Annotated in this window: 28 protein-coding genes; 19 read left to right on the forward strand and 9 right to left on the reverse strand. The window is 46.3% G+C overall.

Annotated features, from left to right (window positions below; translation table 11 throughout):
• Positions 1-295: 295 nt before the first annotated feature.
• Positions 296-844: a GNAT family N-acetyltransferase gene (locus tag AYR61_RS11065; RefSeq protein WP_065903000.1), complete on the reverse strand. Its 549-nt coding sequence runs from the start codon at positions 842-844 to the stop codon at positions 296-298.
• Between the two features lie 287 nt (positions 845-1,131).
• Between AYR61_RS11065 and AYR61_RS11070 the strand changes: the two genes are divergently transcribed.
• Positions 1,132-1,575 carry a universal stress protein gene (locus AYR61_RS11070; RefSeq protein WP_065903002.1) on the forward strand — a complete coding sequence of 148 codons (444 nt, stop codon included), beginning with the start codon at positions 1,132-1,134 and terminating at the stop codon, positions 1,573-1,575.
• Positions 1,576-1,718: 143 nt separating this feature from the next.
• On the opposite strand, the gene AYR61_RS14960 is transcribed toward AYR61_RS11070, so the two are convergent.
• The 5 genes from AYR61_RS14960 to AYR61_RS15210 all read right to left on the reverse strand — a co-directional run bounded on the left by AYR61_RS14960 (position 1,719) and on the right by AYR61_RS15210 (position 3,176).
• Positions 1,719-1,874 (reverse strand): 50S ribosomal protein L4, encoded by a 156-nt coding sequence (locus AYR61_RS14960; RefSeq protein ID WP_082409133.1) that lies wholly within the window; start codon positions 1,872-1,874, stop codon positions 1,719-1,721.
• A gap of 155 nt (positions 1,875-2,029) precedes the next feature.
• A complete protein-coding gene (locus AYR61_RS15720; protein ID WP_263849985.1) occupies positions 2,030-2,161 on the reverse strand; it encodes a hypothetical protein in 132 nt (43 codons plus the stop codon).
• Positions 2,162-2,183: 22 nt separating this feature from the next.
• Complete coding sequence (locus tag AYR61_RS11075) at positions 2,184-2,549, reverse strand: hypothetical protein (protein ID WP_054707741.1); 366 nt, start codon at positions 2,547-2,549, stop codon at positions 2,184-2,186.
• A 36-nt stretch (positions 2,550-2,585) separates the two neighbouring features.
• Complete coding sequence (locus tag AYR61_RS11080; protein ID WP_065903004.1) at positions 2,586-2,861, reverse strand: HPr family phosphocarrier protein; 276 nt, start codon at positions 2,859-2,861, stop codon at positions 2,586-2,588.
• A gap of 102 nt (positions 2,862-2,963) precedes the next feature.
• The gene (locus AYR61_RS15210; RefSeq protein ID WP_156770481.1) at positions 2,964-3,176 is read right to left on the reverse strand and encodes a hypothetical protein; all 213 of its coding nucleotides are present in this window, start codon (positions 3,174-3,176) and stop codon (positions 2,964-2,966) included.
• A gap of 82 nt (positions 3,177-3,258) precedes the next feature.
• Here AYR61_RS15210 and AYR61_RS11085 point away from each other — a divergent pair, with 82 nt between their 5' ends.
• Entirely contained in the window at positions 3,259-3,660 is a 402-nt protein-coding gene (locus AYR61_RS11085) for a hypothetical protein (protein WP_065903006.1), read from the forward strand.
• Between the two features lie 13 nt (positions 3,661-3,673).
• Positions 3,674-4,837, forward strand: coding sequence for a hydroxymethylglutaryl-CoA synthase (locus AYR61_RS11090; RefSeq protein ID WP_054707732.1), 1,164 nt, complete (start codon positions 3,674-3,676; stop codon positions 4,835-4,837).
• A 66-nt stretch (positions 4,838-4,903) separates the two neighbouring features.
• Here the strand turns inward: AYR61_RS11090 and lexA are convergent, their stop codons facing one another.
• Complete coding sequence (lexA, locus tag AYR61_RS11095; protein ID WP_065903008.1) at positions 4,904-5,533, reverse strand: transcriptional repressor LexA; 630 nt, start codon at positions 5,531-5,533, stop codon at positions 4,904-4,906.
• A gap of 180 nt (positions 5,534-5,713) precedes the next feature.
• Between lexA and AYR61_RS11100 the strand changes: the two genes are divergently transcribed.
• The 4 genes from AYR61_RS11100 (at position 5,714) to AYR61_RS11115 (ending at position 10,164) form a co-directional block, all read left to right on the forward strand.
• Entirely contained in the window at positions 5,714-5,959 is a 246-nt protein-coding gene (locus AYR61_RS11100; protein ID WP_056987863.1) for a DUF896 domain-containing protein, read from the forward strand.
• A gap of 83 nt (positions 5,960-6,042) precedes the next feature.
• Complete coding sequence (locus AYR61_RS11105) at positions 6,043-6,276, forward strand: YneF family protein (protein WP_191982305.1); 234 nt, start codon at positions 6,043-6,045, stop codon at positions 6,274-6,276.
• A 352-nt stretch (positions 6,277-6,628) separates the two neighbouring features.
• Complete coding sequence (locus AYR61_RS11110; RefSeq protein WP_065903012.1) at positions 6,629-8,371, forward strand: ABC transporter ATP-binding protein; 1,743 nt, start codon at positions 6,629-6,631, stop codon at positions 8,369-8,371.
• Positions 8,371-10,164, forward strand: a complete 1,794-nt coding sequence (locus AYR61_RS11115; protein ID WP_065903013.1) for an ABC transporter ATP-binding protein — start codon at positions 8,371-8,373, stop codon at positions 10,162-10,164. Before AYR61_RS11110 ends, AYR61_RS11115 begins: the two co-directional genes overlap by 1 nt.
• 649 nt (positions 10,165-10,813) lie before the next feature.
• On the opposite strand, the gene AYR61_RS11120 is transcribed toward AYR61_RS11115, so the two are convergent.
• Complete coding sequence (locus tag AYR61_RS11120; protein ID WP_054707721.1) at positions 10,814-11,434, reverse strand: lysophospholipid acyltransferase family protein; 621 nt, start codon at positions 11,432-11,434, stop codon at positions 10,814-10,816.
• An 88-nt stretch (positions 11,435-11,522) separates the two neighbouring features.
• Here AYR61_RS11120 and AYR61_RS11125 point away from each other — a divergent pair, with 88 nt between their 5' ends.
• The 3 genes from AYR61_RS11125 to AYR61_RS11135 all read left to right on the forward strand — a co-directional run bounded on the left by AYR61_RS11125 (position 11,523) and on the right by AYR61_RS11135 (position 13,657).
• Entirely contained in the window at positions 11,523-12,287 is a 765-nt protein-coding gene (locus AYR61_RS11125; protein WP_056987857.1) for a tRNA1(Val) (adenine(37)-N6)-methyltransferase, read from the forward strand.
• The gene (locus AYR61_RS11130; RefSeq protein ID WP_054707718.1) at positions 12,284-12,556 is read left to right on the forward strand and encodes a GIY-YIG nuclease family protein; all 273 of its coding nucleotides are present in this window, start codon (positions 12,284-12,286) and stop codon (positions 12,554-12,556) included. Before AYR61_RS11125 ends, AYR61_RS11130 begins: the two co-directional genes overlap by 4 nt.
• A gap of 105 nt (positions 12,557-12,661) precedes the next feature.
• Positions 12,662-13,657, forward strand: a complete 996-nt coding sequence (locus AYR61_RS11135) for a D-2-hydroxyacid dehydrogenase (protein WP_054707712.1) — start codon at positions 12,662-12,664, stop codon at positions 13,655-13,657.
• Positions 13,658-13,897: 240 nt separating this feature from the next.
• Here AYR61_RS11135 and AYR61_RS11140 read toward each other — a convergent pair whose 3' ends face one another.
• On the reverse strand, positions 13,898-14,602 hold the full coding sequence (locus AYR61_RS11140; RefSeq protein WP_065903014.1) for an HAD family hydrolase: 705 nt from the start codon (positions 14,600-14,602) through the stop codon (positions 13,898-13,900).
• A 241-nt stretch (positions 14,603-14,843) separates the two neighbouring features.
• Here AYR61_RS11140 and rpsB point away from each other — a divergent pair, with 241 nt between their 5' ends.
• From rpsB to AYR61_RS11185, 9 genes are all read left to right on the forward strand, one after another.
• Positions 14,844-15,620 (forward strand): 30S ribosomal protein S2, encoded by a 777-nt coding sequence (rpsB, locus tag AYR61_RS11145; RefSeq protein ID WP_065903016.1) that lies wholly within the window; start codon positions 14,844-14,846, stop codon positions 15,618-15,620.
• A 137-nt stretch (positions 15,621-15,757) separates the two neighbouring features.
• Entirely contained in the window at positions 15,758-16,639 is an 882-nt protein-coding gene (gene tsf / locus AYR61_RS11150) for a translation elongation factor Ts (RefSeq protein WP_054707706.1), read from the forward strand.
• Positions 16,640-17,270: 631 nt separating this feature from the next.
• Entirely contained in the window at positions 17,271-17,993 is a 723-nt protein-coding gene (gene pyrH / locus AYR61_RS11155) for a UMP kinase (protein WP_065903022.1), read from the forward strand.
• Between the two features lie 38 nt (positions 17,994-18,031).
• Positions 18,032-18,553: a ribosome recycling factor gene (frr, locus tag AYR61_RS11160; RefSeq protein ID WP_054707890.1), complete on the forward strand. Its 522-nt coding sequence runs from the start codon at positions 18,032-18,034 to the stop codon at positions 18,551-18,553.
• Between the two features lie 30 nt (positions 18,554-18,583).
• Positions 18,584-18,994, forward strand: a complete 411-nt coding sequence (locus AYR61_RS11165) for a hypothetical protein (protein WP_054707701.1) — start codon at positions 18,584-18,586, stop codon at positions 18,992-18,994.
• 109 nt (positions 18,995-19,103) lie between these two features.
• A complete protein-coding gene (locus AYR61_RS11170; RefSeq protein ID WP_065903024.1) occupies positions 19,104-19,883 on the forward strand; it encodes an isoprenyl transferase in 780 nt (259 codons plus the stop codon).
• Positions 19,884-19,906: 23 nt separating this feature from the next.
• Entirely contained in the window at positions 19,907-20,695 is a 789-nt protein-coding gene (locus AYR61_RS11175; RefSeq protein ID WP_054707695.1) for a phosphatidate cytidylyltransferase, read from the forward strand.
• A gap of 39 nt (positions 20,696-20,734) precedes the next feature.
• The gene (gene rseP, locus AYR61_RS11180; RefSeq protein WP_065903026.1) at positions 20,735-22,009 is read left to right on the forward strand and encodes an RIP metalloprotease RseP; all 1,275 of its coding nucleotides are present in this window, start codon (positions 20,735-20,737) and stop codon (positions 22,007-22,009) included.
• A 29-nt stretch (positions 22,010-22,038) separates the two neighbouring features.
• Positions 22,039-23,763 carry a proline--tRNA ligase gene (locus tag AYR61_RS11185; protein ID WP_054707692.1) on the forward strand — a complete coding sequence of 575 codons (1,725 nt, stop codon included), beginning with the start codon at positions 22,039-22,041 and terminating at the stop codon, positions 23,761-23,763.
• The last annotated feature ends 34 nt before the right edge of the window (positions 23,764-23,797 follow it).

The following is a 23,797-nucleotide window of genomic DNA, read 5'->3' on the forward strand; positions in this document are numbered from 1 at the left end:
TTTATTTAGCATGGGTTGAAAAAAGGGATTCGGCGAGTTGTTTTGCCAACACAAAAGTTAATATTGCCAAAAAACAAGATGATAGCGCTTTAAAAGTCGAAAATTATCGTACAAATTGTTTACAAATAAATTTATTGGGTGTATTCTTGTCAGCATACTTTCCAGTACGAACGTACTTATTCTCAACTACCAAAAGATGTCGATTCCCGTGAGGGAATGGGCTTTTTTTGTGTCATCAAAAGAATATGTGCATAAAAAAACGTCTGAGATCATCTCTCAGACGTTGGTGGTGAATTTAGCTGGCATGGGGCATCGTTTTTGGATTAGACGTCAGTCGTTCATATACGTAACTAATATCATCCTTGTGATAGACGCCGTAAATTTCACCGACTTTAGTGAAGTTCATTTTATCGATCAGGTGTTGCATGGCCTTATTATCGGCGTGGGTATCAATGCGAATACTATCGATTTCAGGGTGGTTGGCCTCAACGTGACTGATCACACTTTCAAATAGTTGCGTTGCATAGCCTTTGCCACCGTGGTTTGAATGGATAGCGACCCGGTGAATCACCAGGTAGTTGTCGTTATGATTCAGCCAGTCGCCCGTCATGGTATCGTATGAATGGTCTGGTGCTGTGACGATTGCGATCGCCCCAACTGTTTGGTTATCGTCGGCATGGGCAAGATATGCAAAGCCGTGATTGATGTCGTCAGTGATTTGGTCAGCGGAAGGGTAGTCCCCCTGCCACTGGTCGACACCTTTTTCCGCGAGCTGATCACGCCCGTCACTTAAAATCGCCACGATATTGTCTAAATCGGCGATGGTTGCTTTTGTTAATTGCATTTGTAAACACTCCTTTGCAAAGAAATCACATGCTCTAATGTAACTGATTCTGAGCGGAATTGCTAGCGTTAATGACTCGAGATGATGAAAATTTCATAAACGAGACAGTTTACTAATAACTGTCTGTTTTTCTCGTTGGCGATAGTGTTCCAAATTGGGAAAATAATGGGATGAAAACGTGGGCATTTACATTGCTATTCTGGCATTATTTGGTGATAATAACACTATAGGATGAAACAGCGAGAACAGACACCCGGCGGCAGTACCTACCGAAAGGAGTCATGATAATGTATCAACACATTTTGGTCCCCTTAGATGGCAGTGCAAATTCAAATCAGGCGCTTCAAGAAGCTATTGAACTAAGTCGTGTTTTTGGCGCGAAACTAACGTTACTGACAGTGGTGAACAATAGTAACTGGATTGCAGCGTCAGGGAGCATTGCAACAGATATTACAAAAGATTATCGTGAGCGGGCAGAAAGATTACTCGCTCAAGGACGGGCAATCACTGATAAGGCCGGTATTCAGACAACGAGTGTGATCAAAACGGGTATCCCGAAAAATGTCATTGTGGATTATTGTCAGAGTGAAGACATTGATCTGATCGTGATTGGTAAATCGGGGGCGGATGCAATCAATCGGTTACTCATTGGATCGACCACTGCCTATGTGGTGCGCCACGCCACTGTTCGGGTGCTGGTGGTCAATGCGCAAGAAGATCCGGAGGCGTAACCAACAGCAGGGACAACCAATAAGCAGCTTTTCACATTGCCCACCAGGATACCGTGTAGTCGTGACTAAAGCTAAAAAATAAGACTCAAAAATGATCCAGCTCGACGGCCAAAAGGGGTGTCAGCTGGATCATTTTTAGGTGGTTATTTAGGGTCAAAATTAGATTTAAAAATATAGCCACATGAAGGACAGTGGTTGATGCCGTGATAGATTGTCATTGGACGGCGACATTGTGGACAGGTGCCACGAACGCCTCGTGCGATTTTTTTAAAGGTCGATTTCTTTGGTTCTTCGGTCATGGTAATGAGGACCTCCCTTTATGTTCAGTATACGCTTCAACGCAAGATAACGATAATAATTGCTTGATGGTTATTGCGGTGAGTATTGCTAATAAAAGGAAAAAGGCTGGTATCAGGAATACCAGCCTTTTTCACTATTGCTATATACAATTAATTTAATGACGGTTCTTTCTTGCTGCCGACAACTCATTAAGGGCTTGAAGAACCTGTTGCTGTTGATCATAATCGAGCTTTGTAAAGGCATCGATAAAGGTACTGTACGTTGTTTCAAAGCTGGCATCTGCCATAAGTTACAGCCTCCTATTTGAATTAGCCAAGGAGCAGTTGGTGCGCGACCTTGATCTGTGGTGAGTCACCCTGATGTTCAGCGACAACTTGAACGATTGCTTCCTTCGAGGGGACTTTTAGAACGTGTTCATCTTCGCTGGAAGCAAAATTGATCGTAGCGAGACGGTATTTGTCCGCGTCCATCGCGTCGTCAATATCACGGATGAGGTTGAGCGCTGGTTGGCCAGACTGAAAGAAAATATGCTGTGAGGCGAACCGTTGGTAGGAGACGCTGCCGACTTGGGTGATACTTTTGTGTTCTTCGGGATCGGCCAAAATAATCTTGTACGAAATGGTGACCGTTTCGTGCGTCACACGATTACTAAAGTTAATAGTGTATTGATTCAACGTGATCCCTCCAATACGGTTAGCGAATGCGAGTGCTTAAAGTGTCTTGACGAATTGCTTGTCAGTTAATGCCGTGATGACTTCTTGTAGCTGCGCATCGTCACCTTCAACGCTGATCTCAACTTCGGCATCAGCTGGAACACCCAGACTCATGACACCCAAACTGCTGTTAGCGATAGTGGTGGTACCGTTATACTTGAGCATAATCTTAAAGGTAAACTTTGATAATTCATTGGTAAGTTGGTTAACAGTGTCGCCAGTTAGGCCACCGTTAGCAATGACACGTACTTTTGTACTTTTTAAATTGAACACCTCAACATTCTCAAATTGGTTGTGTAATCGCTACACACACTCTAAATTTAATATAATGACGCTTTCATTAACAAGTGATTTGGATTAAAGTCTGACACTTGTTTAATTGACGATGGGGTTAAACCCGTTGTAGGTCACAACTAATCCAAGCCAAACCGCTCCGATAAAAACAAGGAAGACGGCAGCTACAAGCGATAACGCGCGCAACCAGTGCCGCAGTGAAGACTGTTCTACATAGTGCGCACCAACTAGCCCGCAGACGATGATTAAAACAGCAATTAAAATATTATAAGTGTTTGAAGTTAGAAGTCTCACAGGACACATCCTCACATTAAGTGTTAAAGTTATTCTAGCATGGTGAGCTGACATTACAAGTCGCGATTCGGGAGGAAAACGAATGCGGTTTTCAGAGTTAACACCAATTCAATTAAACGTAATCTCACAGTCATCTGTATATAGCAACTCACAGGATAGGCCGCACTTGCATGACTGGCAAATTGATTGGCGTCGGTTATACACGCTGGTCAATGATAATTCAGAGCAATTATTAGAAGTTAAGGCTGGTCTGGCTGAAGACTGGGTGCGCACCCACGGGACCGTTTGGGATGTCACCCAGGGCTTTCATCGGCGGCCCAATGACAGCTACGATTATGATGACACCGTGTTTTGGGGGTATTCGTCATGGGCGACCCCAGCCATAGTTGTGACATTTGCGGATGAACGAGAGGCAGCATTTGCGCTTTATACGCACGGAATGGATTATAATTATCATTATTTAGGATATGGACAATTAGATTAAAGGAGCACAGAACATGCAAGTAGGAATTGATCAGATTGGCTTTTATGCCCCAAACCAGTATTTAGACCTGACAGCGTTGGCGCAGGCCCGCAATGAAGATCCCAATAAGTATCTCATTGGGATCGGCCAGAGTGAGCAGGTTGTGATTCCAGTTACCCAAGATGTTGTGACTATGGCGGCGAGTGCAGCCAGCCAGATCATAACAGACGATAATCGCGATAAGATCGCAATGGTGATTTTTGGCACGGAGTCGGGTATTGACCATTCAAAATCGGCAGCGATGTATGTGAAACGGTTGTTACAGCTGCCAGACCAGATCAGAGCGATTGAGGTCAAGCAGGCTTGTTATGGGGCGACCTTTGGTGTGCAAACAGCCAAGGATTTCGTCCGGGCCAATCCGGATAAACAAGTGCTCGTTATTGGCGCCGACATTGCGCGTTACGGTTTAAATACGCCTGGTGAAGTGACCCAGGGTGGTGGGGCAGTGGCCATGACGATTGCGGCTGACCCACAAATTTTGGCGCTTGATGATGCGACTAGTTTTCGTTCTGAAGACGTCATGGACTTTTGGCGGCCATTATACCGGACGGAAGCCCTAGTAGATGGACGTTATTCGGAAAACATTTATGTCGATTTTTTCAAGGCGGTCTTCCACGACTACTGTGCACAAACTGGCCGAACGATTGCGGACTTTACAGCACTGACCTATCATTTGCCATTTACAAAGATGGGATTGAAGGGGTTACGAGCAGTCTTGCCTGAGGCTAGTGAGCAACAACAAGCAATATTAAAGGCAAACTTTGAAGCGAGTCGTGCCTATAACCGGCGGGTCGGTAATCTCTACACAGGGTCATTATATTTAAGTTTAATCTCGTTACTCGCTAATGCTGAATTAACGGCGGGCGACCGGATCGGGTTATTCAGCTATGGTTCCGGTGCTGAGGGTGAGTTCTATAGCGGTACGTTGGTTCAGGATACGCCACAGTTAAACTTGCGGAATTGGTTTGACGCCTACTTTAAACAGCGTCGTGAATGTTCCGTGGCAGCATACGAACAACAATTTCAGCAGCAGTTGCCCGCGCATGACGTGTTGTTAGATACCCGAGCTGATGATGCCAGATTCGTGTTGACCGGCATCAGGCATGACCAGCGCCAGTACGTTGATCGGCAAGCATAATTAAGACAGTAAAAAAGACTCTAGCCGTCAAACGATGGCTAGGGTCTTTTTAAGGTGTAAGTCAATTTATTGAATGTGGTCACGATAAACGCCAATGACCTTACCCAAAATGGTGACACTGTCCAAAATAATGGGCGCCATGGTGTCGTTTGCCGGTTGCAGACGGTAGTAATTCTTTTCTTTGTAGAACCGCTTGCAGGTCGCTTCATTATCCTCAGTCATGGCGATGACAATGTCGCCATTATCTGCGCCTGATTGTTTTTTAACGATGACCTTATCGCCATTTAAAATAGCATCGTTGATCATTGACTCCCCGCGAATCGTCAGCATAAAGAGGTCACTGGCCTCGTCTTCAAGTTCGTCAGGAATGGGGAAGTAGTCCACTGCTTCTTGGACGGCCAAGATTAGCTGTCCAGCAGTAACGGTACCAAGCACTGGAATCTTTGTTGGGGTCAGTTGGATACCTAGTGCGTCGATCCCCATATCGGTGACTTCTAGTGCCCGGGGCTTGGTCGGGTCTTTAATGAGGTACCCCTTTTTGGTGAGGCGGGCAATGTGGCCGTGGACGGTCGATGTTGAGCTAAGGCCAACAGCTTCCCCGATTTCTCTAACGGTCGGCGGGTATCCGTGTTCCTGTGTTTGGTCATAAATATATTGCAAAATGGAGAGTTGTTTTGTCTCTGAAGATTTTGTCATGAGTTTACCTCGAAAGTTCGTTGTTTTATTGTGTTTATTGTACCATGAAACCCATTCAACTTCAAACAAACGTTCGGTTATGGCAAATACGGTTAACTTCTGGCAGAATCGGGGGGCATTTCAATTGTTAAATCGGTCAAATGCTGGTAGAATATGAAACTGCGTGTAAGGAGTGATCATATGGCAGATGATGAAATGAAAAAATTAATTGCTCGGATCAATGAGTTGGCTAAGAAGGCCAAGGAAGACGAGCTTACTGAAGTTGAAGAAATCGAACGCAAAAAACTACGAAAACGCTATTTAGAGAAGTTCCGTGAATCCTTTAAGAGTCAGATCGAAATGGTTCGGGTTTTCGATAAGGCGGGTAAAGAAGTCACACCGGAAAAGGTCCAAAAAATCCAACGCAAAAAGGGCTTACGTGACTAAATTTTGAGAACTTTCCAGAACCGCTTTTCATTTCAGGCGGAATTGTGTAATATTGTTTAAGGAAGTTTTAAAAAAGGAGGCACATCCGCTTGTCAACTGGTATTTGGATATTGATCGTTGCAATCGCACTGATCGTTGGTCTTGCCGGTGGGTTATTTGGCGCACGGCGCTACATGGAAAAGTACATCAAAGAAAACCCGCCATTTAACGAAGATCAACTTCGGACGATGATGATGCAGATGGGACAACGCCCGTCTGAAAAGAAGCTGCGTCAGATGATGAACAGCATGAAACAACAAGACACAAGTAAAAAATAAGTCGATAATTGAGTCAGGACCGGTATTCGGGTCCTGACTCTTTATTTTGGACGCGGGAAAAAATTTTCGCGCAGCGTCTATGGCACCTAAGATTGAAATCCCGACCCAAGTTGGATTTTGGTGTTAGGTGCCTTATATTGCCGATTGCGTCTTTGTTTCATGCCTAGGTTATCAAGGGCTAGTAGTTTCCAGAATTAACAGTTTTAAAGTTGTTTGCGTTTAAAAGGCTGCTATTTTTTAACAGGATAGGGTCAAGATGTTGTTTAAGTATATTTTTAAAGACTGTGATACGCTAGTTCTATGTGAGTCAAGTGATTATTGGAAATGAGAGGTAAGAAAGAACACCAGGGGTATTTTTCGAAAACTAGGGTGGTATTTTAAGCGGGAGCGTCGGACATACTTAATTGGCGTTTTAGGGTTACTGTTGACCGCTTTATTTGCGATTATTCCGCCACGATTGATCGGGATGGTGGTCGACGCCATCAACGACCATCGGCTGACGGTGCGGCGATTACTCATCTATTTAGCTATTCTTGTAGTGGCAGCCATTGGCCAGTACGTGACCCGCTACATGTGGCGGACCGCTATCTGGGGTGCTGCGGCTGAACTTGAACGCTTGCTGCGGACGCGGCTATTTAAACATTACATGGTGATGGACCAAACATTTTATCAAAAATACCGTACGGGAGATCTGATGGCCCGTGCAACCAACGACTTGCAGGCAATTCAACGGGTTGCTGGTGGTGGGATTTTACAGTTTGCGGATTCCATCATTACTGGTGGCACAACGCTAATTGCAATGATGACACTGGTTAATTGGCGCTTGACCTTAATTGCGGTCCTGCCATTTCCGCTATTGGCAGTCATGGCATTTTATCTTGGCCAAAAGATGAACATTGCCTTTCGGGAGTCACAAGCTGCGTTTTCACGACTCAACAACAAAGCCCAGGAAAGTATTACGGGTATCAAGGTTATTAAAAGTTTAGGCCAAGAGCGAGAAGATATGGCTGACTTTAATCATCAGGTGGATGAAACCATCAACGTGAATCGGCGGGTGAACCGATTAGACGCCATGTTTGATCCATTGACAACACTGATCATTGCGCTGGCATACGTTGCAACCATTGTGATTGGCGGGTCACTTGTCGTTCACGGGACGATTACGATTGGAAATCTCGTGACGTTTATCACCTATCTGGCCATGATGGTCTGGCCGATTTTTGCAGTTGGAATGCTGTTTAACACACTTGAACGTGGGAATGCCAGTTATGACCGTGTGATGCATTTATTGAACGAAGTCCCGGCAGTGAGCGACGGTGAAAGTGGGCGGCAAACTGCGCCTCAGGGCGATTTAACGTTTGATATTCAACAGTTTCAATATCCAGGTGATGACCATCCGAGTTTAACCGATGTAGCCTTTACGGTAAAAGAGGGGCAGACACTTGGAATCGTTGGCCGGGTCGGCTCTGGAAAGTCCACCATTATGCGGTTGATCTTGCGACAGTTTGAACACTACCAGGGCCGGATCATCATGGCCGGTGACGATGTTCGCGATTACCAGTTAGATGCGTACTTGCCAGCGATTGGGTACGTGCCGCAAGACAGTTTTATGTTTTCTGATTCAGTTCGAGAAAACATTGCCTTTGCGCGCCCTGACGCGTCGATGGCAGAAGTTGAAACCGCTGCTGAAAAGAGCGACCTGGCGCACCAGATCAGCCAGTTTCCGGACGGCTATGACACGCAGGTCGGTGAAGATGGGATTTCGCTTTCTGGTGGTCAGCGTCAGCGATTGGCGGTTGCCCGCGCGTTGATGATCGATCCGGAACTCCTGATTTTAGATGATGCCCTGTCAGCTGTTGATGCCGAGACGGAAAGCCAAATTCTGGGCCAACTGCGGCAGGAACGACAACATAAGACCACCATTATTGCGGCACACCGGTTGAGTTCGGTGATGCATGCTGATGAGATCATTGTGATGGATGGCGGCCGCGTTGTTGAACGTGGTGATCATGAGTCCTTGATGGCAAGCAACGGCTGGTACCGGCAAATGTTTGACCGGCAAGCCTTGCAGTTAAAGGTTAGGGGGGAAGAGTGATGAAGAAAACAAAACGCAAGTCGGCGTGGGCGACCTCACTGCCCATTAAGGAACAGTTTCGAATCGTCGGCAAACTGATCGGATTTGCGAAACCCTATTGGCGCCACTTTATCAGCGCCATTGTTCTGGCCGCGGCTGTCAGTGTCGTGAACATTTATTTACCCACGATTATCCGAATCTATATGGACACCTACCTTAAAGTTGGGAAGGCAAACTATCAGATCATGTGGTTCTTTGCGGGACTGTATTTATTTACGATGATCGTTAAAGCGGTCATGCAATTTGGTCAGGACTTTCTGTACAGCATGGGTGCTGAGTACATGCTAGAAAACGTGCGGCGACGGATCTTTGCAAAATTGCATCGCTTAGGCATGCGGTACTTTGACCAGGTGCCAAGCGGATCGATAGTCTCACGATTAACGAACGATACGATGTCGTTTTCCACGTTTTGGCAATTATTCAGCAGCCTGATCGTTGCCCTTTTTTCAGTCGTTTCGTGTGCGATAGCGATGTTTATGTTAAACAAAACGGTGGCCCTGTTGCTGCTGACCTTCATGCCGTTGCTGATGATCGTTATCTGGTACTACCAGCGGTATAGTTCGCGGGTATACCGGCGGATGCGAGAACGGTTAAGTGAGCTGAACTCCCGGTTGGCTGAAGCAATTACGGGTGTCAGTACGATTCAGCAATTTCGTCAGGGAAGACGGATGAGTGACGAATTCAGCCACACAAATAATGCCTATTTTGACACACGAAAGGCAATGATTAGCATCAATGCGCTGCTGTTGAGTCCCATCATTAACCTGTTCTATGCACTCGGCGTTGTGGTCGTGCTGGGATTATTTGGGGTGAAGGGTCTGAACGGTTACGTTCCGGCTGGGATGATCTACGCGTTTATTACTTACGTGGACAATTTTTATAACCCAATGACGTCCATGATGGACAATTTGAGTGACTTCCAAGACGGGGTAGTATCGGGGTCACGGGTCATCAAGCTTTTAAACGATCCAACTGCGGCACCAACCCAGAATGTCCGCGCAAATCGGCAGATCACGGATGGCAAAATTGAATTTAAGCACGTGACGTTTGCCTATGACGGCGAGCATCCGGTTCTAAACGATGTCTCTTTCACGGCTGAACCGGGACAGACGGTGGCACTGGTTGGTGAAACGGGGAGCGGCAAAACATCGACAATCAACGTTTTAATGCGGTTTTATGAGTACCAGTCTGGCGAAGTGTTGATCGATGGCCATTCGATTCGCGAGTATGATATGAAAGAACTGCGGCAAAAGATGGGGTTAGTTCTCCAGGAACCGTTTTTGTTTTATGGCACGGTGGCCTCGAACATTCGTATGTTTGACGAGACCTTATCCGACCAGCAAGTGCGGGCCGCCGCTCGGTTTGTCAATGCGGATAACTTTATTGAGGACTTGCCAAAGGGGTACGACTCGCGGGTTATTGAACGTGGGAGCGGGTATTCGAGCGGCCAGCGACAACTCATTTCGTTTGCCGGAACGGTGGTAACGGATCCCAAGATCTTAATCTTGGATGAAGCAACGGCCAACATTGACACCGAAACGGAGCAAACGATTCAGCGAAGCCTGAACCAGATGCGTGAAGGCCGAACAACGATCGCCATTGCGCACCGATTATCAACGATTCAAAACGCAGATCTGATTCTTGTATTATCTCGCGGCAGAATCGTGGAGCGTGGCACCAACGATGAGCTGATGCAGCAGCATGGTGTCTATTATGATATGATTCGGTTGCAGAATACGGCGCATTTGGATTAGAGAGCGCGGAGGAAAACGGGTGAGGGCGGAGCGTAAGGGACTCTGGCAGAAATGCCTGGGTTTGGCATTTTTGCCAGAGTCCCTTACGCAGGAGCCCTCAGTTTTCCGGAGCGCGTTTAGGCTATGCAGCATAGAAAGCCAGGGTCCCTTGTGCAGGATCCCTCATTTTTCCGAAAACCGGAAGGGCTATAAAACAGGGGAGCACTGAAACTGAAAAAAATAGACTTTAAAAATTGAAGTAGCAGACAAACTCATCGTTACTTGATCAGTTTCTAGACAAAAAAAGCTCAGCATATCTAAAAAAAATATGCTGAGCTTTTTTATATCAGGGTGATAGTTTGCAACTTTAATGAGCTCTTTTACCGCTGAGTAGTACTTGCGACGTGGTTTTTCGGGTATATTGCCGAAACGTGTTCCGGTCTCAGCACGGGGCTAACGTTTAAGGGCCTCTGACCAAAAAGTCAGGCCCGGACTTTTCTGGTTTTTAGTAACTGAGTGGTGCGGGCCTCTGCGCTCTCTCTTTATTTTGCCGAAACGTGTTCCGCAAGGCACGGGGCGGCCATGTAACGGACTCTGGCAAAAAATCCAAACCCGGGATTTTCTGCCAGAGTCCGTTACATTCTGCCCCTAAACCGCCTTGCTCCACACTCTACTTCGTCACATCCACATACCGAAAATTCGGATCAATCTCCTTATCCAGGGCATCAAAGGCTGACTGCATCTGATGTTCCACCTTGGCTAAGCCTTCTTCGTTTAACTTCAGCTTTGGATCCACATAGAAGGGATCTCCGAAGGACACTGTTACTGGGTGGCGGCTGAATAGTTCCTTGAACGTCAAGGGGCCTTGGTACACGGTTGGCACGATCGGCACTTTAGCCATTTTTGCGATGACGGCCACGCCACCTTTCAATTCTTGAGAGTGGCGCGTACCAGAGGGAAACATGACCAAGGAGAGGTCCTTATCGCGAAGCGTCTTTACCGGCGTTTTAATGGCGGAAGGGCCTGGATGGTTCCGGTCAACTGGGAACGCATTGGCGTGGCGCAGGATAAAACTGAGAATTGGATTCTTGAACAGTTCAATTTTTGCCATAAAACTAAATTTTTTTGGACTGGCTGCCAGTGCGTAGTAAATTGGATCAAACCAGGTCCGATGGGGGCCAACCAGAATGTAGTTGCCCTCAGGTAAGCGGTCCTTGTTAATGAAACGGTTATGACCGTTGACCACAAAAAGGATGATTCTAACGAGAACACGTAAAAACGAGTAGAACATTGTGAAACCTCACTTACTTTAATGTTGTATAATGATAGCCTATATTATAATGATAATAACGACAAACATCAATGAAATGGGTGATTATTTGGGGGACGTCAAACTTCTTGCTGGGGAACGTATTGATCAGCTCTACAGTCAAGATATACAAATTATTCAGAGCAGCCAAGTCTTTTCATTCTCGCTGGATGCTGTTTTGCTGGCGAACTTTGCGAAGGCGCCAACCTCTGCAAAGGGGCGGTTAGTAGACCTTTGTGCCGGTAACGGCGCCGTTGGTCTGTTTATGGCGCCTCGTACTCGGGGAAAAATTGCGATGGTGGAATTGCAGGCGAGATTGGCCGATATGGCAGAACGCTCAGTTGTTTTAAACGACCTTTCAGAACAAGTCACAGTCTACCATCAAGATTTAGCAACGATCACGGATCAGATTCCAAAGGATAGCGTTGATGTGGTCACCTGCAATCCGCCGTATTTTTCCGACTTGCCGACGAGTAAAAAAAATCCGAACAACTATCTTGCAATTGCGCGTCACGAGATCACGACCACGCTGAATACGGTGCTTGCAACGACGAGTGACTTGTTAAAAATGAACGGCAAAGCCTATTTTGTTCACCGTCCCGACAGGTTAGTGGAATTATTGGCGCTAATGTCAGCCAACCGGTTAGCGGCCAAACGGCTCCAATTCGTTTACCCCAAGGCTGGTCGTGATGCGAACATTGTTTTAGTTGAGGCAATCAAGGATGGCAAGGCAACTGGGTTGAAAGTGTTGCCGCCGATCATGACGTACGGTGATGATGGTGCTTATTCGCCGGCGATTCACAAGATGTTATATGGGGAAGTGTCAGACGAATGAGTGATCACTACTTTTTCTACGTACTATTGTGCGCTGACCACACACTGTACGGTGGATTCACAAACGACGTTGCCCACCGGTTTCACCAGCATGAGATTGGAAAGGGCGCAAAGTATACGCGGGTCAAGAGTCGCCACCCACTGAAACTGATTTATTCACAAGCCTTTGACACAAAGTCAGCTGCTCTCAAGGCGGAGCACGCGTTTAAGCACCAGCCCCGGTCGCAAAAAATTGTCTTTTTGGCACAACACGGGGTGGTTGTTGAGTGAAAACGCTTACTTGTGAAGAAATTCATATAATTCACTAAAAACGATTATCAAAGGCTTTAAAACATGGTAAAATAATGACAGATTCTTTGAATGGAGGAAACAATTGTGAAAATTATTGCATATGGTATGCGTGACGATGAAATGCCTTACTTGAAACAATGGTCAAAAGACAACAACATCGAGGTTAAGGCCGTTAAAGAATTGTTGGACGAAAACACTGTTGATTTAGCTAACGGCTACGATGGTGCGGTTGTTTATCAACAAAAGCCTTACACCGCTGAAGTATTGGACAAGTTGGCTAGCTTCGGTATCAAGTCACTATCATTGCGTAACGTTGGTGTTGATAACATTGATGCAGACGCTATCAAGCGTAACGGTATCAAGGTTACTAACGTGCCAGCATACTCACCAAACGCCATTGCTGAATTGACAGCAACTCAATTGATGCGTTTGATTCGTCGGACCAACACGTTTGATCGTAAAATTGCTAATGGTGACCTTCGTTGGGCACCAGACATTGCCGACGAATTGGATCAAATGACCGTTGGTGTTATTGCTACTGGTCGTATCGGCCGTAAAGCAATCAACATTTACAAGGGCTTTGGTGCCAAGATCATCGCTTACGATATCTACCACAATCCGGAATTGGAAAAGGAAGGTATCTACGTTGACACCTTGGACGAATTATATGCTAAGGCTGACGTCATTTCCTTACACTCACCAGCAACTAAGGAAAACGAACATATGTTGAACGACGAAGCATTCAGCAAGATGAAGGATGGCGTTTACATCTTGAACCCTGCTCGTGGTGCCCTGATCGATACAGATGCATTGATTCGTGCCCTTGATTCTGGCAAGGTCGGCGCTGCTGCCTTGGATGTTTACGAAGACGAAGTTGGTATTTTCAACACTGACTTTGGTTCATTCGATGCTATTCCAGACGAACGCCTGAAGAACTTACTGAAGCGCGAAAACGTTTTGGTTACCCCACATATTGCTTTCTACACCAAGACTGCTGCTAAGAACATGACACAGTTCGCCTTGACAAGCAACGTTAACTTAATTACTAAGGGTACTGACGACAGCGAAGTTAAATTCTAATTTACTTTCAATGTTAAACGTACACTAACTAAAAAACGAGGTCCGATAATTGTCGGATCTCGTTTTTTATAGTTAGTGATAAGTAGGGGGTACTCTGGATGCTACCCGTTCAGAATCACGACTAAAAATGAACGTGAAATACTTGTTACGCTGCAAAAAGCCCTTAATGCATCATCTCGATTAGAGACTGGGCATTAAGGGCTTTTTTGTCCGTGCTTAAAATGGTGGTGCTCACGTTATCTAATAAGACGCGACAGACATAGCTTCCAATAAGTCAGCTAATTCTTCTGTTGTTTCGACGGTCTGGTCGGGGATAAAGTTCGCGCCAGGTAACTCGGCGTGGCGGTGGTTAAACCAAAAGGCTTGCCAGCCGGCTTGCTTGGCCCCAATCATATCCGTATTGTAGTTATCACCAATATAGACAGCTTCGTTCGCCTGCAGGTCCAACATTCGGTTAAAGTAGGTAAAGATCCGCGCATCAGGTTTTTGTAACCTAACTTCGTCAGAGATCAGCATGTTGTCCCGGTCGATCCAGTGGTGCAGGTCTAACTGGAGTGCCTTTTTTGATTGTAGATCAGTCTCGCCGTTTGTAATCACGCCGAGCTGATAGTGTTCTTTCAATGATGATAGACAGCGCCGAATATCGGCAAATAAATCGATGTGGGTCAATTCTTGTCGGTAATGTTCCCAAAAAGTCTCACTGTGTTCGCCAGTGAATGGTGGCAGCCCTAGTTCTTCTAAGACTGGGTCAACTTGGCGGGCCATGGTCGACGTGTCAGTTGCCTGAATTGCTTGGTCAGTGGCGACTTTAAAAGCACGGTATAGGCGCTGAACCATCACCTCAGTTAGGTGGAGGTCCTTATGCGTTGCCTCAACGGCTTTTTTAAAGGGCTTTAACTGGTCATACAGGGTATCATCAAGATCAAAAACAACGGCTTTGATCATGGTTGGTTCCTCCTCACGCAGTTCTGCGAGATATATTGTAACATAACCGTAACACTTTACAAAACTTTTTTGAGAATTGCAATTTTTGAGCTTGCGGTAGCGCCTGAAAACAGGTATACTAATTACCGGCTAATTGCCGCAATTCACACCTCACGCAATACGCTGGGCGGTGCTCTTCGGAGTTCCCGGTGTAAATGAACGTGGGGGAGGAGTTAAACTAATTTAATGGAGGCTATATTTCATGGCTGTTATCACAATGAAACAATTGCTTGAAGCTGGGGTCCACTTTGGTCACCAGACGCGTCGTTGGAACCCAAAGATGAAGGAATACATCTTCACTGAACGTAACGGGATCTACATCATTGACTTACAAAAGACGGTTAAGTTGATCGATGCTGCTTACAACTTCGTTAAGGACGAATCATCTAAGGGTGCTGTCGTTCTGTTCGTTGGGACTAAGAAGCAAGCGCAAGACTCAATCGCTGAAGAAGCTACCCGTGCTGGTCAATACTACGTTAACCATCGTTGGTTAGGTGGGACTTTGACTAACTGGAACACCATCCAAACTCGGATCAAGCGTCTTAAAGATCTGAAGAAGATGGCTGAAGACGGGACCTTTGATCGTCTTCCTAAGAAGGAAGTTTCCTTACTGAGAAAGCAAACTGACAAGTTGGAACGTTTCTTAGGCGGTATCGAAGATATGCCTAAGTTGCCTGACGTGATGTTTGTTGTTGATCCTCGCAAGGAACAAATTGCCGTTAAGGAAGCTCAAAAGTTGAACATCCCAATCGTTGCCATGGTTGATACCAACACTGACCCTGACGATATCGATGTGATCATTCCTTCTAACGATGACGCTATTCGTGCCGTTCGTTTGATTACCAGCAAGATGGCTGACGCTATCATTGAAGGTCGTCAAGGCGAAGACGAAGCAGCTCAAGCAGGCGACACCGACATGCAAGATGTTGTTGATGCTGTTGAAGGCGACAACGCTTCAAGCGAAAACGCCGCTGAATAATTTGTTACACTTACCATTAAGTTAAAAACAATATCAGTACTAGGCTGGCTGAAAAATGTGGACCCACGCGGCCTGATATTTTCTGTCAGCCTTTTATTGTGTTGAAATGATCCAGTATTTATAAGGAGGCCAATTAAATGGCAAGCATTACTGCAAAATTAGTTAAAGAACTTCGTGACAAGACCAGCGTTGGTATGATGGACGCTAAGAAGGCCTTGGTAGCGACTGATGGTGACATGGACAAGGCTGTCGACTTCCTGCGTGAAAAGGGGATTGCCAAGGCTGAAAAGAAGAGTGGTAACGTGGCTGCTAACGGTTTAGCTCACATTACCGTTGATGGCAACGTTGCTGCCATTACTGAAATTAACTCAGAAACTGACTTCGTGGCAACCAACGACCGTTTCAAGAACTTGGTTAACACGATCACTGATTTGATTGCTGCTAACAAGCCAGCTGACTTGGATGCCGCAATGGCATTGACCAACGACAAGGGTCAATCAATCAACGATTTGATCGTTGAACAGACCCAAGTTACTTCTGAAAAGACCACGTTACGTCGGTTCACTGTTTTGGAAAAGGCCGATGGCGATGTCTTTGGTGCCTACCTGCATAACGGCGGCCAAATCGCTGCCTTGGTTGAACTCGAAGGCGCTGACGAATCAGTTGCTAAGAACGTTGCAATGCACGTTGCAGCCGTTAACCCTGAATTCGTTTCACGCGACGAGATTCCTGCAGAACGTTTGGACCACGAACGCGAAGTTTTGAAGAAGGAAGCCTTGAACGAAGGTAAGCCTGAAAAGATCGTTGAAAAGATGGTCGAAGGTCGGTTACGTAAGTTCTTGTCAGAAATTAGTTTAGCTGACCAAGAATTCGTTATGGATTCTGACCAAACTGTTAGCCAATACGTTGCTTCAAAGGGTGGCAAGCTCAAGAAGTTTGTCCGTTACGAAGTTGGCGAAGGAATCGAAAAGAAGGTTGAAAACTTCGAAGACGAAGTGAACAGCCAAATTAACGGTTAATTTTAATCATGATTACGGGGGACTGGGGAATGTAGATTTCCCAGTCTCTTTTCGTGTGTAGAGAATGATTGCTGGATATGCACTGAGCAGTATTGATTCAGAGTGTGAAACTTAATTCAAACGTGCGTGGTTGCAAATAAACCAGGTCATAGTGATCGGTTTTTGTTCGATAATGATTGCGTGGCTGAATTTGCAAAATGCTTAGGATGACAGTTTTGGAATAATGTTGACTCACTTGTGATTGAGTAATGTGATTAATTTTAAAATAGGATGTCACTAGAAATACAATGCCGCAATCCAGGGAGATACCACAAAGTAGTGCAGTGGAACTAGTCGGCATTGCAGGCTGTAGTGTCGGCTAGCGTTAGCGACCGTTCTTAGGTCGGTTACGCTAGCGGGAGACGTAGGAGATCCACTTTTGCATGCAAAAGTTAGCTCCGGAGCGACCCCACTTCAGCCTGCAGGGCCGACTAGTGGAACGGAACGGCATTAGATAACTAAACAAATCTAATTGGGATCCGACTTAATTCGAAAAAGGTCAAGCTTTATTGTAGTTTAACCGGATTACCGGTATCGAATTATTGCTAATTATGATAAAATCAAACACAGACAAGCTAATAGGAGGACCATCATGACGGACTTAAAATATAAGCGAATTATCCTGAAACTTAGCGGTGAAGCCTTAGCAGGTGATCAAGGGTTTGGCATTCACCCACCGGTCATCAAAACGGTTGCCAAAGAAGTGAAGGATGTCTACGAACTCGGTCTTCAGATTGGGATCGTTGTCGGCGGCGGAAACATGTGGCGCGGCGAATCCGGTGCCCAAATGGGAATGGAACGTGCCCAGGCGGACTACATTGGGATGCTAGCGACCATCATGAACGCCCTGGCCTTACAGGATAATCTGGAGTCATTGGATGTTCCTACTCGTGTCCAGACGTCAATTGAGATGCGGGAGATTGCTGAACCTTACATTCGTCGTAAGGCAATTCGGCACCTTGAAAAGAATCGGGTCGTCATCTTTGCCGGTGGCACTGGAAGTCCATACTTCTCGACGGATACAACGGCTGCCTTGCGGGCTGCTGAAATCAATGCCGATGCTATTTTAATGGCGAAAAACGGTGTTGATGGCGTCTACTCAGCTGATCCGAACGTTGATGTCAACGCGGTGAAGTATGATCATCTGACCCAGATGGATATCATCAACAAGGGCCTGCACGTCATGGATTCAACTGCCAGCACGCTGTCAATGGACAACGATATTCCGCTGGAAGTCTTTAACTTAAACCAACCAGGTAACATAAAGAAGGTCGTTTTAGGTGAACAAATCGGAACGACTGTAAGGGGGAAATAGTTTTGGCACAACCAATTATTGATGAAGCAAAAGAAAAAATGCAAAAGGCTGAACAAGCGTTGAGTCGTGAATTCGGGACAATTCGTGCCGGTCGCGCTAACGCCAGTTTATTGAGCCGGGTCACTGTGCAGTATTATGGTGTCGATACACCAATCAACCAGGTGGCTTCGATTACGACGCCGGAACCACGGGTCATCATGGTCACGCCGTTTGATAAGTCGTCCTTACAAGATGTTGAAAAGGGCATCATGGAATCTGACTTGGGCATTACGCCTGCCAATGACGGAACTGCCATTCGGCTCGTTGTCCCACAACTCACTGAAGAACGCCGTCAAGAACTTGCAAAGCAGGTTCGTGCGGTGGCTGAAACGGGTAAGGTTGCGGTTCGTAACGTTCGGCGTGAAGCTATGGACGCCGTCAAGAAGGGTCACAAGAATGGCGATTTCACTGATGACGACCAGCATGACCTTGAAAAACAAGTTCAAAAGGTGACTGACGATGCCATTAAGGGCATTGATAAGTTGACCGATGAAAAAGAAACTGAAATCATTTCCGGCTAGTCTGGAAGTTAAAAAGGAAGGGATTATTAAATGGCACAAGACGATGAAACCGTTGAATTAACGCCTGGCACCCCCGAGTTTGAAAAAATGGTCTTTAAGCTGAACCAAGAAGTTAATGCTGAAAACCTGGCTATTTTGAACTACGACGGTAACGAATTACAACAGATCGAAGAGGGCGTTTATGCACAGCCCGCCTATGTTGCCGATGACTTTAATCTATTCTTTATCGTCACCCAATTGATTGAAGACGACTGGATCGTTGCCTTTTCTCAAGCAACCATTGAAAATGAGAGTGATATTACGGATCTAAGCGAACCCATTCCAACTGGGAAAGGGTTAAACATGTTGGGTAACCAATCTCCTGATGATGCAAACAAGTTACTGCAATACTTCAACACATTATCGGATGCCAACCGTGGTGAATGGCGATTACTTCAGTAAGCTTGTTTTAAATTCTGTTAAATATCATCGTTCAGACAGAGTTGGAATAGTCGCCAACTCTGTTTTTTGGTATGATAAGATTTTGGATAACGATTATGGAGGTGCCATTGTGTTTTCATGGTTAAAAAAAGATGCGGTGCCGAGTTCGCCTGACGAGCTGGTACTTGATCCCAATAATATTCCGGCACACATTGCCATCATTATGGATGGTAACGGTCGGTGGGCGCAAAAGCGACATTTACCGCGAGTTGCTGGGCATAAACAGGGCATGGACACGGTCAAGACCATCACCATTGCGGCGAGTGATCTCGGTGTTAAGGTCCTGACACTGTACGCCTTTTCGACAGAGAACTGGAAGCGGCCTGAAGATGAGGTCAACTATCTCATGAAGTTGCCAGTCGACTTTTTCGATACGTTTGTGCCGGATCTGATCAAGAACAATGTCCGGGTCAATGTGATGGGCTATCTCGATCAATTGCCGAAACAAACGCAAAAGGCGGTCTATGACGCCATGGCTGATACGAAGGACTGTACTGGAATGGTGCTGAACTTTGCGTTGAACTATGGCAGTCGCGCTGAAATCACCACGGCGATGACTGACATTGCTAAGGAAGTGGCGGCTGGACAGCTTAAGCCAGACGACATTACTGATGACATGATCAGTCAACATTTGATGACTGCCAGTTTAGGCGAGTATGCCGATCCTGACCTGATCATTCGGACATCAGGTGAAGAGCGGATCTCGAACTTTTTGTTGTGGCAGATGGCGTACAGTGAATTTGTCTTTATGACGCCGCACTGGCCAGAATTCACACCAGAACTGCTGCAAGAGGCAGTCTACACGTACCAACATCGGAAACGCCGGTTTGGTGGGTTAAAAAATAAGTAATTTTGAAAAAGGGGTTAGTAGTTATGAGACAACGGGTGATCACAGCCGTGGTTGCGTTGATCATATTTATCCCAATCATTATTGCGGGCGGTATTTGGGTGGATATTGCCGCCGCAGTATTGGGATTGATCGCGCTATCTGAGCTGTTAGTAATGCGGAATAAGTTAATTGTGTCCTGGGAAGCGGTTCTGTCAGGATTAGCGATATTAGTTGTTATTCTGCCAGACTTTTGGCGGCAATTGATTTCAAAAAATATTGAAACGTCATTTATCGTCTATTTTCTGGTCGTATTAATGCTGATGTACACGGTCTTTTCACGCAACCGGTTTTCATTTGACGATGCAGCGGTTTTAACCCTGGGTGTGCTTTACATCGGTTATGGGTTTCACTTCTTTATTGAAGCTCGGGCGGTCAGCTTTACCATGCTGCTGTTTGCGTTGCTGATCGTTTGGATCACCGATTCCGGGGCATACATGATCGGGCGGAAATTGGGCCGTCATAAACTGGCACCTAATATCAGTCCGAACAAGACTTGGGAAGGGTCGATCGGCGGAACCGTTGTTGCGGTCATTATCGTTGGCATTTACTGTTACTTTTACCCAGTCGGCAACTTTAGCTTCCCAGTGACGCTGTTACTGATTCTGGTACTGTCGATCATCGGCCAAATTGGTGACCTTGTTGAATCTGCTTTGAAACGGTATTACGGTGTGAAAGATTCCGGAAAGATCCTACCTGGACATGGTGGGATCCTCGACCGGTTCGACAGTTTATTACTTGTCTTACCAGCACTACATCTGCTGGCGTTTATTTAAGAGTAGGCACCCAAAACTAACACGGAAGGATCGACGCTTGTGCTAACGACCATCATTACATTTATTATCGTCTTTGGGGTCATTGTGTTCATCCATGAGTTTGGTCATTTTTACTTTGCAAAACGGGCGGGCATTCTGGTGCGCGAATTTTCCATTGGGATGGGCCCGAAATTGTTTAACTACCGGACTGCCGAAACAACGTACACCATTCGACTTTTACCAGTCGGCGGGTACGTTCGGATGGCCGGTGGTGAGGATGACGAAGATGAATTAAAACCGGGGACGCCGGTTAGCCTATTTGTGGGCGACCAGGATAAGGTGACCCGGATCAATACTAGTAAGAAGACGACCCTGTTCAATGGGATCCCAATGCAGGTCACTGCAACGGATCTAGAGCACGACCTCTGGATCGAAGGGTACGAAAATGGCGACGAGTCTGAAACAAAACGGTACGCGGTGGCGCACGATGCCACGATCATTGAATCGGACGGGACCGAAGTCCGCATTGCACCAACGGATGTGCAATTTCAGTCTGCCAGCCTTGGTCACCGGTTGATGACCAACTTTGCGGGCCCAATGAACAACTTTATTCTGGCCATCATTGTCTACACCATTTTGACCTTTGTTGTGGGTGGCGTGACCAGTAATAATAACCGAATCGATCCGACGTCATCGGGGGTTACGATCGCCCGTGATGCTGGCATCAAAAACGGCGATTACATCACAGCAGTTAACGGGACCAAGGTTAAAACTTGGGACGGCCTGGCAACACAGATTCAAAAGCGGGCCAATAAGAAGACCACGCTGACCATCAAACGCGACGATGCCACTAAACAAGTGACGTTAACGCCAAAGGCCGAAACGGTGCAAAAGAAGACCGTGGGCCAGATCGGCATTACGCAGTATCATAACCATGCAATCGGCGCAATGCTGCTCTCCGGATTTACCCAGACTTGGGATATGACCAAGCGGTTGATCGGGGCAATCTGGTCAATGGTTTCGGGTCACTTCAGTCTAAACGATTTGGGTGGGCCGGTTGCCATCTTTGCGACGACGTCAACAGCAGCGTCTGAGGGTATTGCAGGGGTGTTAAACTTCCTAGCCTTCCTGTCGCTTAACCTTGGAATTGTGAATTTACTGCCAATTCCAGCGCTGGATGGTGGTAAAATACTATTGAATGTCATCGAAGGAATTCGGCGTAAACCATTGCCAGAAAGTGTTGAAACAGGCATTACACTGGTGGGGGTCGTCTTTCTCGTGATTTTAATGGTGCTTGTCACCTGGAACGATATTGAACGTTACTTTATTAGGTAAATAACTAAATTAAAGGGGTTTTCTCTGATATGAAACAGTCAAAAATGCTTATTCCGACCTTGAAAGAGGTGCCTAGCGATGCTGAGGCCTTAAGCCATCAAATGATGCTTCGGGCTGGCTACGTCCGTCAGGTAACGGCCGGTATGTATGCGTATCTGCCACTGGCCTTTCGGGTCTTGACCAACATTGAAACAATCATTCGTGAAGAAATGGAAAAAATTGATGCGGTTGAAATGGTGGTGCCATCAGTCTTGCCAGCGTCCCTCTGGAAGGAATCTGGTCGTTACGACACATACGGACCAACCCTGTTCAAATTCAAGAACCGTCACGACACCGACTTTATTTTGGGACCAACCCACGAAGAAACGTTTACGACGTTGATCCGGGATAACATTAAATCCTACAAGAAGTTGCCCTTGGTCCTTTACCAAATTCAGGCCAAGTACCGTGATGAAGAACGTCCTCGCTATGGCTTGCTACGTGGTCGTGAATTCATTATGAAGGATGCGTACTCGTTCTCAACAAACTACGATGATCTGGATACCGTTTACCGGCAAATGGAGACGGCTTACCGTAACGTGTTTGACCGGATCGGTCTGAACTATCGGACCATCATCGGGGACGCCGGTGCCATGGGTGGTAAGGATTCTAAGGAATTCTCTGCCATTGCCCCAATTGGTGAGGACACCATCGTTTACTCAGACTCATCTGATTATGCTGCCAACCTTGAAATGGCAACCAGCTTGTACATTCCTAAGAAATCTCACGCCGCTCAACAAGACTTGGAAAAGATTGATACGGGTGACGCGAAGACCATCGATCAAGTTGCTGAACAACTTGATATTGAGGCCTCACAACTCATCAAGAGTCTGTTATACATTGCTGACGAAAAGCCTGTTTTAGCGTTGATTCGTGGCGACCATGAGTTGAATGAGACCAAGTTGAAGAACTATCTGTCAGCTGATTTCTTGGCACCGGCAACAAACGAAGATGCCCAAAAGTATCTCGGCGCTTCCTTTGGCAACGTTGGTCCGGTTGGCGTGAGTGATGATGTGACCATTTTGGCTGACCAGTACGTTCAGGACATGGTCAACGCTGTCGTCGGCGCAAATGAGACTGGTTTCCACTTTAAGAATGCCAACCTCGAACGTGATTTCCGGGTCGACAAGTTCGTTGATCTGCGAACAGTTCAAGAGGGCGATGTGTCACCAGATGGTTCCGGCGTGCTGAAGTTCACTCGTGGAATTGAAATTGGGCACATCTTTAAGTTAGGCACCCGTTATTCTGAATCACTGGGCGCTAATGTGCTTGATGAAAATGGCCGCAACGTGCCGGTGATCATGGGGTCATATGGGATCGGTGTCAGCCGGTTGTTATCTGCAATCGCAGAACAAACGGCTGATGAAAATGGGCTGGTATGGCCACGTGCCATCTCACCTTACGATTTGCACATCATCCCAGTAAATGCAAAGAATGACGAACAAATGACAGTCGCTACTGACTTGGAAGAACGGCTTCAAAAGGCCGGTTACCGTGTTCTGTTAGATGACCGTAAGGAACGTGCCGGTGTTAAATTTGCTGATTCTGATTTGATGGGCTTACCCGTTCGAATCACGGTTGGTAAAAAAGCCGCTGATGGCATCGTTGAAATTAAGATCCGGAAGACTGGCGAAACGATTGAAGTGAAGACTGAAGAAGTTGAAAACTCAGTTGGCATCCTGTTGAAGGAAACAGACAATACTGAAGCAGAATAGTGTGTCAATTAAATCGTGCTTCATGTTAAGCGAC

The organism is Secundilactobacillus paracollinoides, from assembly GCF_001702155.1.
Taxonomy (GTDB): Bacteria; Bacillota; Bacilli; order Lactobacillales; family Lactobacillaceae; genus Secundilactobacillus; species Secundilactobacillus paracollinoides.

Excerpts from the sequence above, each read along its gene's own strand:
- AYR61_RS11085 (WP_065903006.1), top strand. The coding sequence starts at position 3,259 with ATGCGGTTTTCAGAGTTAACACCAATTCAATTAAACGTAATCTCACAG.
- AYR61_RS11165 (WP_054707701.1), top strand. The coding sequence starts at position 18,584 with ATGGCACAAGACGATGAAACCGTTGAATTAACGCCTGGCACCCCCGAG.
- AYR61_RS11140 (WP_065903014.1), bottom strand. The coding sequence starts at position 14,602 with ATGATCAAAGCCGTTGTTTTTGATCTTGATGATACCCTGTATGACCAG.
- pyrH (WP_065903022.1), top strand. The coding sequence starts at position 17,271 with ATGACGGACTTAAAATATAAGCGAATTATCCTGAAACTTAGCGGTGAA.
- AYR61_RS11065 (WP_065903000.1), bottom strand. The coding sequence starts at position 844 with ATGCAATTAACAAAAGCAACCATCGCCGATTTAGACAATATCGTGGCG.
- AYR61_RS11100 (WP_056987863.1), top strand. The coding sequence starts at position 5,714 with ATGGCAGATGATGAAATGAAAAAATTAATTGCTCGGATCAATGAGTTG.
- AYR61_RS11130 (WP_054707718.1), top strand. The coding sequence starts at position 12,284 with ATGAGTGATCACTACTTTTTCTACGTACTATTGTGCGCTGACCACACA.
- AYR61_RS11070 (WP_065903002.1), top strand. The coding sequence starts at position 1,132 with ATGTATCAACACATTTTGGTCCCCTTAGATGGCAGTGCAAATTCAAAT.
- AYR61_RS11185 (WP_054707692.1), top strand. The coding sequence starts at position 22,039 with ATGAAACAGTCAAAAATGCTTATTCCGACCTTGAAAGAGGTGCCTAGC.
- AYR61_RS15720 (WP_263849985.1), bottom strand. The coding sequence starts at position 2,161 with ATGGCAGATGCCAGCTTTGAAACAACGTACAGTACCTTTATCGATGCC.
- AYR61_RS14960 (WP_082409133.1), bottom strand. The coding sequence starts at position 1,874 with ATGACCGAAGAACCAAAGAAATCGACCTTTAAAAAAATCGCACGAGGC.
- rpsB (WP_065903016.1), top strand. The coding sequence starts at position 14,844 with ATGGCTGTTATCACAATGAAACAATTGCTTGAAGCTGGGGTCCACTTT.
- AYR61_RS11090 (WP_054707732.1), top strand. The coding sequence starts at position 3,674 with ATGCAAGTAGGAATTGATCAGATTGGCTTTTATGCCCCAAACCAGTAT.
- AYR61_RS11120 (WP_054707721.1), bottom strand. The coding sequence starts at position 11,434 with ATGTTCTACTCGTTTTTACGTGTTCTCGTTAGAATCATCCTTTTTGTG.
- tsf (WP_054707706.1), top strand. The coding sequence starts at position 15,758 with ATGGCAAGCATTACTGCAAAATTAGTTAAAGAACTTCGTGACAAGACC.
- frr (WP_054707890.1), top strand. The coding sequence starts at position 18,032 with ATGCAAAAGGCTGAACAAGCGTTGAGTCGTGAATTCGGGACAATTCGT.
- AYR61_RS11175 (WP_054707695.1), top strand. The coding sequence starts at position 19,907 with ATGAGACAACGGGTGATCACAGCCGTGGTTGCGTTGATCATATTTATC.
- AYR61_RS11115 (WP_065903013.1), top strand. The coding sequence starts at position 8,371 with ATGAAGAAAACAAAACGCAAGTCGGCGTGGGCGACCTCACTGCCCATT.
- lexA (WP_065903008.1), bottom strand. The coding sequence starts at position 5,533 with ATGACAAAATCTTCAGAGACAAAACAACTCTCCATTTTGCAATATATT.